Here is a 12,430-nt window from a genome sequence, read left to right as displayed (position 1 = left end):
TTGCACGAGGCCCGAAACCTGGCCATTCGGACGATGTAAAGGGGCACGCTTTCCTGCGATAATCCAGTGTCCGATTTCACTGAAGAAGCGTCCCACAGCATGGCTCGAACTCCCGCCTCACATTCAGCCACGAGCGCTCCGGCCGAGCGCGGCCCGGCTGCACGCGCCGAGTGGCTGCGCGCGGAACTCGAACGCGCCAACTACGCGTACTACGTGCTCGACCAGCCTGATCTGCCCGACGCCGAATACGACAAGCTGTTCAAGGAGCTCGAAAGCATCGAGGCGGAGCACCCGGATCTGATCGTGCCGGATTCGCCCACCCAGCGCGTGGGCGGCGAAGCGGCGAGCGGCTTCGAGCCGGTCGTCCACGACCAGCCCATGCTGTCGCTGAACAACGGTTTCGCCGACGAAGACATCATCGCGTTCGACAAGCGTGTCGGCGACGCGCTCGGCAACAATGCGAAAGAGCCGCCGGTGCCCGTCGACTACGCAACGGAGCTGAAGTTCGACGGCCTCGCCATCTCGCTACGTTACGTCGACGGCGTGTTCGTGCAGGCCGCGACTCGCGGCGACGGTGCGACGGGCGAGAACGTCACCGAAAACATCCGCACGGTCCGTTCGATTCCGCTCAGGCTCAAAGGCAAGCGCGTGCCGCACATACTCGACGTGCGCGGCGAAGTGCTGATGTTCAAGCGCGACTTCGAACGTCTGAACGAGCGTCAGCGCGCGGCGGGACACAAGGAGTTCGCCAATCCGCGCAATGCAGCCGCAGGCAGCTTGCGTCAGCTCGATCCGAAGATCACCGCGCAGCGGCCGCTGTCGTTCTTTGCCTATGGCATCGGCGTGCTCGACGGCATCGAGATGCCGGTCACGCACAGCGAACTGCTCGACTGGTACAAGGAGCTCGGTCTGCCGGTCAATTCCGAGCGCGCGGTCGTGAAGGGCGCCGAAGGTTTGCTCGCGTTTTTTCACGCGGTGGGCGAGAAGCGCGACAAGCTGCCGTACGACATCGACGGCGTGGTGTACAAGGTCAACCGGCGCGACGAGCAGGAGGCGCTGGGCTTCGTATCGCGCGCGCCGCGTTTTGCGCTTGCGCATAAATTCCCGGCGCAGGAAGCGCTTACGAAGCTCGTCGCGATCGACGTGCAGGTCGGGCGCACCGGCGCAATCACGCCCGTTGCGCGGCTCGAGCCGGTGTTCGTCGGCGGAGCCACGGTGACCAATGCGACACTGCATAACGAAGACGAAGTGCGCCGCAAGGACATCCGTATCGGCGACACGGTGATCGTGCGGCGTGCCGGCGACGTGATTCCCGAAGTGGTGAGCGCGCTCATCGACCGTCGTCCGGATGACGCTCGCGAATTCGTGATGCCGACGCATTGCCCGGTGTGCGGCTCCAACATCGAACGGCTGCCGGACGAGGCGATTGCGCGCTGCACGGGCGGGCTGTTCTGTCCGGCGCAGCGCAAGCAGGCGCTGTGGCATTTCGCGCAGCGGCGCGCACTGGACATCGACGGATTGGGCGAAAAAATTATCGATCAACTCGTCGAACAGAACCTGGTGCGCACGCCCGCCGATCTGTTTAACCTCGGCTTCTCGACGCTCGCGCAACTCGACCGTTTCGCCGACAAGTCCGCGCAGAACCTGCTCGACTCGCTCGAGAAGGCGAGGCACACCACGCTCTCGCGTTTCATCTACGCACTGGGGATTCGGCATGTCGGCGAATCCACGGCAAAGGATCTGGCGAAGCACTTCGGCTCGCTGGACCCGATCATGGAGGCTTCGGTGGAGGCGCTGCTCGAAGTCAACGACGTCGGGCCGGTTGTCGCCGAATCCATTCACCAGTTTTTCGCCGAAGAGCACAACCGCACGGTGATCGAGCAACTGCGCGCGCACGGCAAGGTCACATGGCCCGAGGGCCCGCCCGCGCCGAGGGCGCCGCAAGGCGTGCTGGCCGGCAAGACCATTGTGCTGACCGGCACGTTGCCGAACCTTGCCCGCGAAGAAGCGAAGGAAATGCTGGAGGCGGCCGGCGCGAAAGTGGCCGGCTCGGTGTCGAAGAAAACAGACTATGTGGTGGCAGGGGCCGAAGCTGGCAGCAAGTTGGTGAAGGCCGAGGAACTCGGCATTCCCGTACTCGACGAAGATGGTATGCGTAAGCTCCTGGAGGGGCAGTCATGATCCGCGAAATTCTCAAGATGGGCGATCCGCGCCTGTTGCGTATTGCCGATCCGGTCGATCACTTCGACACGCCGGAATTGCATGAGCTCATTAAAGACATGTTCGAGACCATGCACGACGCGAACGGGGCAGGGCTTGCCGCGCCGCAAATCGGCGTCAATCTGCAGGTGGTGATCTTCGGCTTCGGCAGCAATGAGCGTTATCCGGACGCGCCGCCCGTGCCGGAAACCGTGCTGATCAATCCGACCATCACGCCGGTCTCGCTCGATATGGAAGAGGGCTGGGAGGGCTGCCTGTCGGTGCCGGGCTTGCGCGGCGCGGTCAGCCGTTTTTCGATGATCAAGTATCACGGCTTCGATCAGTACGGCAAACCGATCGACCGCGTTGCCGAAGGGTTCCATGCGCGGGTCGTGCAGCACGAATGCGATCACCTGATCGGCAAGCTGTATCCGATGCGAATCAACGATTTCGCGAAGTTCGGCTTTACGGAAGTGCTGTTTCCGGACCTGGACCCGAATAGCGACGATTGAGGCGGAAGTTCGGGGCGAAAGAAAAAACCCACGCGAATGCGTGGGTTCGATGAGATTGCTGGATGACTGGGACAGCCCGATCGGCTTACGCTGATCGGGCTGTTTTTTCGGACGTCTGTCAGAACGACTCGTCGGCGGCCAGGTAGCGCCACTGTCCGGGCGGCAGCGCGCCGAGCACCACGCGACCCATCCGCACGCGCTTCAGGCCGATCACTTCGAGGCCGACCAGTTCGCACATCCGGCGAATCTGGCGCTTCTTGCCCTCGCGCAGCACGAAGCGCAACTGCTCGCCGTTTTGCCAGCTGACCTGCGCGGGCTTGAGCGGAACGTCGTCGAGCGAGAGGCCGTGGCGCAGCAATTCGAGGCTTTCCGCCGGGAAGTGACTTTCGACGTCGACGGTATGCTCGCCGTAGGCGACGCGCACCAGATATTCCTTGTCGATCTCCGAATGCCCGCCGATCAGTTGCTTGGCGATGCGGCCGTCCTGCGTCAGCACCAGCAAGCCCGTTGAATCGATGTCGAGACGCCCGGCCGGCGCCAGTTGACGCAAATGCGCGACCGAAAAGCGGATGTCCGAATGGTCGCCTTCCCAGCGGTTTTCCGGCGTGACGAGCGTGATGGCCGGCTGATAGCCGTCCTCCGCCTGGCCCGACACGTAGCCGACTGTCTTATGGATCAGCACCGTGACCTGGCTCGCTTGCACGGCTTCGGCGGCGGGGTCGATCTCGATCCGCTGATCGGGACGCACTTTAGTGCCCAGCGTGTCGATCCGTTCGCCGTCGACGAGCACCCAGCCTTTCTCGATCCATTCGTCGGCCTCGCGGCGCGAACAGAGGCCAAGCTCCGACATGAGCTTGGACAGACGCAGCGTGCCGGGCGCGTCTTCGATGTCGCGGCGCGGTGTGCGCGGGGCCTGCTCGGCTTGCGCGTGACGGTCGGCCGATGCGGCGCCGCGCGGCTTGCCGGCGCGCGCGGGGCGGTCGTCGGGGCCGCGGTGTGTGGCGGCGGATGGCTTATCGAAGCTGCGGGGGGCGCGGTCCGTGCGCTCTGTGCGCGGGGCGGAGGCGTTGCTGAAATCGCGTCGGGCGGGTGTGCGTTCGCCGCGTTCGTCACGGGGCGCGCGTGCTTCACGGTCCGGGCGGTCGCCGTAGCCGCTCTTCACGGGCTTCGCAAAGCTTCGTTCTCCACGCTCTCCGCGTTCGCCTTCGAAGCGACGCGGGGCGCTGTCGCTACGCGGTCCGCGCTCGCTGCCGAAACGCGGGCGATCGGATGCGTCGCGCTCGCGGCCCGTCGGGCGCTCGCCGCGCGCACCGGCTTCCGCAGGACGGCCTGCTCCGGTGCGTGGTCCAGCAAATGGCCGGCGCTCGCCGCTGTCGCCGCGCGGCGCACGGTCTCCACCGAATTTGCGCGCGGCGCCGCCGTCGGCGTTGCCGTCGAAGCGGCGGGGCGGGCGCTCGGTGCTGTCTCCGAAACGACGGGGGGCGCGCTCGGCGCCTGCGCTGCGAGGGGCTCGGTCGGTGCTGCCGGTGCGGTCTTCGAAGCGTCGCGGTGTGCGGTCGCTGCTGCCGGCGCGGTCTTCAAAACGTCGCGGTGCGCGTTCGGCGCGGTCGCCGGCCGGGGCGCGAGGTCCGCGCTCGCCGCCGCCTGCGCGATCGTCGAAGCGCCGCGGTGGGCGGTCACTGCTACCCGCACGATCGTCGAAGCGTCGCGGTGCGCGCTCGCTGCTACCGGTGCGGTCTTCAAAACGTCGCGGTGCGCGTTCGGCGCGCTCGCCAGCCGGGGCACGAGGCCCGCGCTCACCACCACCTGCGCGATCCTCGAACCGTCGCGGTGCGCGCTCGCTGCTACCGGCGCGATCTTCAAAGCGTCGCGGCCCACGCTCAGCGCGGTCGCCGGCTGGGGCACGCGGTGCGCGCTCGCCACCACCGGCCCGATCCTCAAACCGTCGCGGCGCTCGCTCGCCACCGCGCTCACTGCTTCCTTCAAAACGCCGTGCAGGCGCACCGCTCGTACCTTCGCGACGCGGCGGCCGATCGGACCCGCTCCGCCGCGCGCCAGCCGCGCCGCCAGCCCCGCCAGCGCCACGCTCACGCGCGAACCCACCTTCCTCGCGAGGAGCACGCGGCGCGCGAGCGCCAGCCGAACGTTTTCCGCCCGCCGACGCCCCCGCGTCTTGGCCGCGCGCCTCGCCCGGGCCGGACGTCGACGGTTTGGGTCCCGCCGGCCGTGTCGGCTTGCGCGCCGACGTGCTGCCGCTACGGACAGGGGCGCGTTCGGACGAAGCCGGCCGCGGGTGCTTGGCTGTTAATTTGACTCGCATGAAATCTCACACTGCGATCGCGCGCAGCAGTTCCGTCTCGACCTGAATTTGCAGGCGGTTGTCCGACAGACCGTGCCCATCCAGCAGGAATACGTCCTCGACGCGTTCGCCGAGCGTATTAATCCGTGCCGACGCGACGCCGACACGATGTTCGGCGAGCACGCGCGCGATCGAATAAAGAAGGCCTGGCCGGTCGTTCGCCGACACGGACAGGATGTAGTATTGGCCGCGATCGTCGGCCCGAAGATCGACGCGCGGCGTAACAGGGAAGGTCCGCGACAGCCGCGACAAGCGGCCCTTCGACGGGCCCGGAAGCCAGGTGCCGTCGCCGGTGAGGCGCGCGGTCAGTTCCTGTTCGACGAGATTGGCAATGTCGCGATAATGCACGTCTTCTTCGGTATGCGCGACGAGGAAATTATCGAGTGCATAGCCGTGACGCGTCGTGCTGACGCGCGCATCCAGCACCGACAAGCCATTGCGGTCGAAATACGCGCAAATGCCGGCGAACAGATCCGGCTGGTCCTTCACGTACACGAGCACCTGAAGCGCTTCGCCGATCGGCGACGGGCGAGCCCGGACGATCGGCGTGGGCGTCTCGACGTAACGGTAGAGCACACGCGTTTGCCACGCGATGTCGGCCGCGTCGTGACGCAGGAAATAGCCGACGTCGAGCTTGTCCCACAGCGCCTTCTGCGCGCCTTCGGGCACAGTTTCCAGGCGCAAGAGCGCAAGCGCCTCTTCCTGACGCGACTCAAGTTCCGAATGCGCGTCCGGCCGCGCGCCGCCGAGCACGGCGAGCGTCGCGCGATACAGGTCCTCGAGCAGCTTGCCCTTCCACGTGTTCCAGACTTTCGGGCTGGTTCCGCGGATGTCGGCCACCGTCAGCAGATACAGCGCGGTCAGGCGGCGTTCGGTGCCGACCAGTTCGGCGAACCGCTTGATGACTTCGGGATCGCTCGTGTCCTGCTTTTGCGCGACCTGACTCATGGTCAGATGCTGCTGGACGAGCCAGACGACGAGTTCGCCGTCGTCGCCCTCGATGCCGTGATTGCGGCAGAAGCGCCGCGCATCGGCCATGCCGAGCGTGGAGTGGTCGCCGCCGCGGCCTTTCGCGATATCGTGAAAGAGCGCCGCGACGTACAGCACCCACGGCCGGTCGAAGCTGACGATCAACTGGCTGCAGAACGGATACTCATGCGCGTGTTCGGCCACGGCGAAGCGCCGCAGATTGCGCAGCACCATCAGAATGTGCTGATCGACCGTGTAGACGTGATACAGATCGTGCTGCATCTGTCCGACGATGCGCCGGAAATTCAGCAGATATCGCCCTAGCACGCTGGTCTGGTTCATCAGGCGCAACGCGTGCGTGATGCCGGCCGGCTGCTTCAGGATGTCCATGAAAAGACGCCGGTTTTCCGGATCGCGGCGCCAGTGCTGGTCCATCACCTCGCGCGCGTTGTAGATGGCGCGCAGTGTGCGCGCCGAAAGCCCTTTCACGCCAGGCGTCTGCTCGTACAGCAGGAAGGCTTCGAGAATCGCGTTCGGTTCGCGCTGGAACAGGTCGTCGCTGGCGATTTCCAGCATGCCCTGTTTTTCGACGAAACGATCGGACAGCACCCGCGTAATGCCGCTCGTGCTGGGAAAAAGCTGAGCCTCGATGTTCTGGATCAGAATTGTCGCGAGTTGCGTGACCGCCTTCGCCGCCCAGTAATAGCGGCGCATCAGCTGTTCGCTCGCGCGCTTGGTGGCGGTCGGCTTGTAGCCGAAGCTCTCGGCCACCGGCGTTTGCAGGTCGAACACCAGAATGTCCTGGCGACGGCCGGCAGTGACGTGCACCCGCGCCCGCAGCGACTTCAGGAAGCCCTCGTTGCGCCGCAGTTCCTGCGCTTCGCGCTCGGTGATGAGTCCGCGCGCCTCGAGTTCGCGCCAGCTACTGCCGAAGCCGGCCGCCTGGGTCACCCACAGAATCAGTTGAAGATCGCGCAGACCGCCGGGGCTTTCCTTGATATTCGGCTCAAGCGCGTAAGGCGTGTCCTGGAACTTGGCGTGACGCTGGCGCATTTCCAGCACTTTCGCCTGGAAAAACGCTTTCGGATCGAGCGCCTCGCGGTAGCGCTTCGCGAAGTCGTCGAACAGGGCCGCGCTGCCTGTAATGCGCCGCGCTTCGAGCAGCGACGTGCGCACCGTGACGTCGTTAGCGGCTTCTTCCAGACACTGCGAGACGCTGCGTACGCTGCTGCCGAGCTCGAGCCCCAGATCCCAAGCGAGGCTGATGAAACGCTCGATGCGCGCTTCCAGATGCTCGAGCGGCGCATCCGGCAGCAGCACCAGAATGTCGATGTCGGAATGCGGAGCCAGTTCGCCGCGGCCGAATCCGCCTACGGCGACGAGCGCCAGCTCGGCCGGAAGTTCGCAGGTGTTCCAGGCGGCGCGCAGGGAGTCGTCGGTGGTGCGCGAGAGCGCCGCCATTAATCCTTCGACGTTGGTGGCGGTCCTGAAGCGTTCCAGCAACTGGGCTTTGGCCACTTTGTAGTCCGCCTTGAGCGACGTGGCGTGGGATCGGGCGACGGCTGGAACACTACTCATGGGCGGCTGGCGGTGAAAAGGCGGGATCGGTCAGGCCGTGGCGGCGATCACCGGCGGGCGCGCGGGCGTGCCGGCGGACACGGTCAGCACGTCATAACCGGTTTCCGTCACGAGCACCGTGTGTTCCCATTGCGCCGACAGACTGCGGTCCTTCGTCTTGACGGTCCACTGGTCCGGCATGGTGCGGATGTCGCGGCGGCCGGCGTTGATCATCGGCTCGATCGTGAAGATCATGCCGGCTTGCAGTTCCAACCCGGTGCCGGGGCGGCCGTAGTGCAGAATCTGCGGGTCTTCGTGAAACACCGTGCCGATGCCGTGGCCGCAATATTCGCGCACCACGCTGTAGCCTTGCGCCTCGGCGTGCTTCTGGATCGCATAGCCGATGTCGCCCAGATGCGCGCCGGGGCGGACCTGGTCAATGCCGAGCCACATGCACTCGAAGGTGGTCTGAACCAGCCGCTTCGCGAGAATCGAGCCCTCGCCGACGATGAACATGCGGCTCGTGTCGCCGAAGTAACCTTCCTTGATCACCGTGATGTCGATGTTCAGCGCGTCGCCGTTCTTAAGCGTCTTGTCGCCGGGAATGCCGTGGCAGATCACGTCGTTCACCGAGATGCAGGTGGCCTTGGGGTAGGGCGGATAGCCGGGCGGCTGATAATTCAGCGGCGCGGGCACGGTGCCCTGTTCCTTGAGCATATATTCGTGACACAGGCGGTCGAGTTCGCCGGTCGTGACGCCGGCCGTGACGAACGGCGTGATGTAGTCGAGCACTTCGCTCGCAAGTTTGCAGGCGACGCGCATTTGCGCGATGTCGTGTTCGTTTTTGAGCGTGATAGCCATGAGTCGGGCCTGAAATGCGATTTATTCCGGGATTATCGCACCATATTCCCCGTGCCGCAGTCTTTTGGCGGCGTTTCGGCGGCTGTAACGATGGAGCAGGCGGGTTTGCCGCTATGGCTAGAAGACGACGCGCGACGCGGCCAGGCAAGCGCCGGGTGCAACCGGAGCCCGCGCGAAGGAGCCACCCGGCAGGTTGAGTCAGCCGATAGTCGCATGCTATAATGTTTGGCTAAGTCGATCCTTTTCCTGTCCTGGTGGCTTCTTGTCATCGTTCAGACCGACTCCGGGCTGATTATGGTGGCAGCAGGCTGGTGGCAGCAGGCCAGCAACCAATCAACCAACGGCAGATAGAGGTGAAGCTTCCCGTGGCGCTTGTCGCCCGAGCCACGGGTGAGAGCAGTATCAAGGCGGCAGACTCGCAAGCCGGCGCACCCAGGGTGTTCGCGGCGCTCAGCCAGACAAGACATGGCGGCGCGGCGGATACGGCAGCCGGCTTAAGACCCAACCCTCGCGGAGATTTTCATGGCAGTTACCATGCGTCAAATGCTGGAAGCCGGTGTCCACTTCGGTCACCAAACGCGCTTCTGGAACCCGAAGATGGCCCCCTTCATTTTCGGCCATCGCAACAAGATTCACATCATCAACCTCGAAAAGACGCTGCCGATGTACAACGACGCGCTGAAGTACGCGCGTCAACTGGCAGCCAATCGCGGCACCATCCTGTTCGTCGGCACGAAGCGTCAGTCGCGTGACACGATCGCCCAGGAAGCGCTGCGCGCCGGCATGCCTTATGTCAACGCACGCTGGCTCGGCGGCATGCTGACCAACTTCAAGACGCTGAAGGTTTCGATCAAGCGCCTGAAGGACATGGAAGCAGCGCTGGAAGCAGGCGAAACCGAACGCATGAGCAAGAAGGAAGCGCTGCTGTTCGAACGCGAAATGGCCAAGCTGCAGAAGTCGATCGGCGGCGTGAAGGACATGGGCGGCATTCCGGACGCGATTTTCGTGGTCGACGTCGGCTACCACAAGATTGCCGTCACCGAAGCGAACAAGCTCGGCGTGCCGGTCATCGCAGTGGTCGATACGAACCACTCGCCCGAAGGCATCGACTACGTGATCCCGGGTAACGACGACGCCAGCAAGGCCGTCGCTCTGTACGCGGCCGGCGTGGCTGACGCGATCCTCGAAGGCCGTGCCAACGCGGTCAACGAAGTGGTGCAGGCTGCACGCGGCGACGACGGCGACGAGTTCGTCGAGGTCAACGCGGAAGCGTAAAGCTGCCCCGTGTCCGGCAAAAAAGGGGGCTTTCTACAGGCCCCCTTTTTTTAAGCCGCGACGCTGTAGCAAGGCGTTATCCGCAAAAAATTCGCATAACGCTGAAACGAATTCTTGCCGCCGGTATCGAAGTGCGGGCGGCGTGTGACACGGAACACAGACGGAACTCAAGGAGCAAATGATGGCGGCAATTACCGCAAGCATGGTTGCAGAACTGCGCGCAAAGACCGACGCGCCGATGATGGAATGCAAGAAGGCGCTGACGGAAGCCGACGGCGACATGGCGCGCGCCGAAGAGCTGCTGCGCGTGAAGCTGGGTAACAAGGCCAGCAAGGCGGCATCGCGCGTCACGGCTGAAGGCGTGGTCGCATCGTTCATCGGCGGCAATGCAGGTTCGCTGGTCGAGCTGAACTGCGAAACCGACTTCGTTTCGAAGAACGACGACTTCCTGGCTTTCTCGAAGAAGATCGCCGAACTGGTCGCCACGCAAAACCCGGCCGACGTCGCCGCGCTGTCCGCTCTGCCGCTCGACGGCCAGACCGTCGACGCAGTGCGCCTCGCGCTGGTCGGCAAGATCGGTGAAAACCTGTCGATCCGCCGCTTCGTCCGCTTCGAGACGTCGAACAAGCTGGCAGCGTACCTGCACGGCACGCGCATCGGCGTGCTGGTCGAGTACACCGGCGCGGACGAGCAGGTCGGCAAGGACGTGGCCATGCACATCGCCGCGATGAAGCCGGTCTCGCTGTCGTCGGACGACGTGCCGGCGGACCTGATCGCCAAGGAACGCAGCATCGCCGAGCAGAAGGCCGCCGAATCGGGCAAGCCGGCTGAAATCGTCGCGAAGATGGTGGAAGGCAGCGTGCAGAAGTACCTGAAGGAAGTGTCGCTGCTGAACCAGACGTTCGTTAAGAACGACAAGCAGACGATCGAACAGATGCTGAAGGCGGGCAACGCGAGCGTCCAAAAGTTTGCGCTCTTCGTGGTCGGCGAAGGCATCGAGAAGAAGCAGGACGACTTCGCCGCTGAAGTTGCCGCTCAAGTGGCTGCTGCAAAGCAACAATAAGCATCGCGAGTCTCAGCTAGTACCGTTGTACCCGCGGCGCAGCAAGACTGTGCCGCGGTCGGCAGCGCCGCAAGGCTGCGCGCGGGTTGATCCTCGCCGCGCGGCCGCCGCCGGTGGACCTTCCGGGTTCATCAATTTGGCGGCGCTTGCCCGAATCGGCGTTTCACCCCTACATTAGTCCCTTGTTGTTGCCCTGTTCTGCGCGATCTGGATACCCCTATGCCCACTGCCTACAAACGCGTCCTGCTCAAACTCTCCGGTGAAGCTCTGATGGGCGACGATGCCTTCGGCATCAATCGCGCGACCATCGAACGAATGGTGGCGGACGTGGCCGAAGTGGTCCGTCTTGGAACGCAGTTGGCGGTAGTGATCGGCGGCGGCAATATCTTCCGCGGCGTCGCGGGCGGCGCGGCCGGCATGGATCGCGCCACGGCCGACTACATGGGCATGCTGGCCACCATGATGAACGCGCTGGCGCTGCAAGACGCCATGCGTCACGCCGGCATCGAGGCGCGTGTGCAATCCGCGCTGCGCATGGACCAGGTCGTCGAGCCGTACATCCGTCCGCGCGCGATTCGCCAGCTCGAAGAAGGCAAAGTCGTGATTTTCGCGGCCGGCACCGGCAACCCGTTCTTCACGACCGACACGGCCGCCGCGCTGCGCGGCTCGGAAATCGGCGCCGAAGTCGTGTTGAAAGCCACCAAGGTGGACGGCGTCTACTCAGCCGACCCGAAGAAAGATCCGAGCGCGACGCGCTACACCACGATCAGCTTCGACGAGGCAATCGGCCGCAACCTGCAGGTCATGGACGCCACGGCGTTCGCGCTGTGCCGCGACCAGAAGCTGCCGATCCGCGTTTTTTCGATCGTCAAGCCGGGCGCATTGAAGCGCATCGTGCTCGGCGAGGACGAGGGCACCCTCGTCCACGTGTAAACTCTCGTTCACATAACGTGGGCTTTGACGCGAGCCCGGGCCGCCGCATATCGCGCGTGCTGGCCGGCTCGCACCGTTTTGAAGGTTCGGAGGTTTTAAAATGTCTGTGGCTGATATCAGGAAGGGCGCTGAACAAAAGATGCAGCGTTCCATCGACGCGTTCAAGAACGATCTGTCGAAAATCCGTACGGGCCGTGCGCACACGGGCCTGCTCGATCACATCCAGTGCGATTACTACGGCTCGCCGGTGCCTATCTCGCAGGTCGCGAACCTGACGCTGATCGACGCGCGCACGATCGGCGTGCAGCCGTGGGAAAAGAAGATGGTCCCGGTCGTCGAAAAGGCGATCCGCGAGTCGGATCTCGGCCTGAACCCGGCTACCCAGGGCGACGTGATCCGCGTGCCGATGCCCGCGCTGACCGAAGAACGACGCCGCGAATTGACGAAAGTCGTCAAGAGCGAAGCCGAAACGGCCAAGGTCGCCGTGCGCAATCTGCGCCGCGACGCGAACGAGCAACTGAAGAAGCTCGTTAAGGACAAGGAAATTTCGGAAGACGACGAGCGCCGCGCCGGCGACGACGTTCAGAAGCTGACGGACAAATTCGTCGCTGAAATCGACAAGCTTGTTGTGACCAAAGAAGCAGAGATCATGACGGTATGAGGCTGCGAGGCTCCGAACAGAACGCCGGCTCGCTTCGGCGT

At 64.4% G+C, this 12,430-nt stretch carries 9 protein-coding genes; 6 read left to right on the top strand and 3 right to left on the bottom strand.

Annotated features, from left to right (window positions below):
* The first annotated feature begins 99 nt into the window (after positions 1-99).
* A complete protein-coding gene (ligA, locus tag AB6809_RS09910; RefSeq protein ID WP_371026509.1) occupies positions 100-2,181 on the top strand; it encodes an NAD-dependent DNA ligase LigA in 2,082 nt (693 codons plus the stop codon).
* The gene (gene def / locus AB6809_RS09905; RefSeq protein ID WP_006048667.1) at positions 2,178-2,711 is read left to right on the top strand and encodes a peptide deformylase; all 534 of its coding nucleotides are present in this window, start codon (positions 2,178-2,180) and stop codon (positions 2,709-2,711) included. The genes ligA and def overlap by 4 nt, the downstream gene beginning before the upstream one ends.
* Positions 2,712-2,829: 118 nt before the next feature.
* Here the strand turns inward: def and AB6809_RS09900 are convergent, their stop codons facing one another.
* The 3 genes from AB6809_RS09900 to map are packed head-to-tail and all read right to left on the bottom strand — an operon-like array spanning position 2,830 to position 8,457.
* A complete protein-coding gene (locus AB6809_RS09900; RefSeq protein WP_371026508.1) occupies positions 2,830-5,031 on the bottom strand; it encodes a pseudouridine synthase in 2,202 nt (733 codons plus the stop codon).
* Between the two features lie 6 nt (positions 5,032-5,037).
* Positions 5,038-7,617, bottom strand: coding sequence for a [protein-PII] uridylyltransferase (locus AB6809_RS09895; RefSeq protein ID WP_006048670.1), 2,580 nt, complete (start codon positions 7,615-7,617; stop codon positions 5,038-5,040).
* 30 nt (positions 7,618-7,647) lie between these two features.
* Positions 7,648-8,457, bottom strand: coding sequence for a type I methionyl aminopeptidase (gene map, locus AB6809_RS09890; RefSeq protein WP_006048671.1), 810 nt, complete (start codon positions 8,455-8,457; stop codon positions 7,648-7,650).
* Between the two features lie 522 nt (positions 8,458-8,979).
* Here map and rpsB point away from each other — a divergent pair.
* The 4 genes from rpsB (at position 8,980) to frr (ending at position 12,389) form a co-directional block, all read left to right on the top strand.
* Positions 8,980-9,732, top strand: a complete 753-nt coding sequence (gene rpsB / locus AB6809_RS09885) for a 30S ribosomal protein S2 (RefSeq protein WP_371026507.1) — start codon at positions 8,980-8,982, stop codon at positions 9,730-9,732.
* 181 nt (positions 9,733-9,913) lie between these two features.
* Complete coding sequence (gene tsf, locus AB6809_RS09880; RefSeq protein ID WP_006048673.1) at positions 9,914-10,795, top strand: translation elongation factor Ts; 882 nt, start codon at positions 9,914-9,916, stop codon at positions 10,793-10,795.
* A gap of 219 nt (positions 10,796-11,014) precedes the next feature.
* On the top strand, positions 11,015-11,728 hold the full coding sequence (pyrH, locus tag AB6809_RS09875; protein WP_006048674.1) for a UMP kinase: 714 nt from the start codon (positions 11,015-11,017) through the stop codon (positions 11,726-11,728).
* Positions 11,729-11,828: 100 nt separating this feature from the next.
* The gene (gene frr, locus AB6809_RS09870; RefSeq protein ID WP_006048675.1) at positions 11,829-12,389 is read left to right on the top strand and encodes a ribosome recycling factor; all 561 of its coding nucleotides are present in this window, start codon (positions 11,829-11,831) and stop codon (positions 12,387-12,389) included.
* The last annotated feature ends 41 nt before the right edge of the window (positions 12,390-12,430 follow it).

It is taken from the genome of Paraburkholderia sp. RCC_158 (assembly GCF_041355255.1).
GTDB lineage: Bacteria > Pseudomonadota > Gammaproteobacteria > Burkholderiales > Burkholderiaceae > Paraburkholderia > Paraburkholderia graminis.
The sequence above is the reverse complement of the archived record's forward strand: the minus strand, read 5'-3'. Positions and strand labels throughout refer to the sequence as shown.

What these genes read in the sequence shown, in the direction of transcription:
- ligA (WP_371026509.1), top strand. Translation starts at nt 100, where the DNA reads ATGGCTCGAACTCCCGCCTCACATTCAGCCACGAGCGCTCCGGCCGAG.
- AB6809_RS09900 (WP_371026508.1), bottom strand. Translation starts at nt 5,031, where the DNA reads ATGCGAGTCAAATTAACAGCCAAGCACCCGCGGCCGGCTTCGTCCGAA.
- tsf (WP_006048673.1), top strand. Translation starts at nt 9,914, where the DNA reads ATGGCGGCAATTACCGCAAGCATGGTTGCAGAACTGCGCGCAAAGACC.
- rpsB (WP_371026507.1), top strand. Translation starts at nt 8,980, where the DNA reads ATGGCAGTTACCATGCGTCAAATGCTGGAAGCCGGTGTCCACTTCGGT.
- pyrH (WP_006048674.1), top strand. Translation starts at nt 11,015, where the DNA reads ATGCCCACTGCCTACAAACGCGTCCTGCTCAAACTCTCCGGTGAAGCT.
- map (WP_006048671.1), bottom strand. Translation starts at nt 8,457, where the DNA reads ATGGCTATCACGCTCAAAAACGAACACGACATCGCGCAAATGCGCGTC.
- frr (WP_006048675.1), top strand. Translation starts at nt 11,829, where the DNA reads ATGTCTGTGGCTGATATCAGGAAGGGCGCTGAACAAAAGATGCAGCGT.
- AB6809_RS09895 (WP_006048670.1), bottom strand. Translation starts at nt 7,617, where the DNA reads ATGAGTAGTGTTCCAGCCGTCGCCCGATCCCACGCCACGTCGCTCAAG.
- def (WP_006048667.1), top strand. Translation starts at nt 2,178, where the DNA reads ATGATCCGCGAAATTCTCAAGATGGGCGATCCGCGCCTGTTGCGTATT.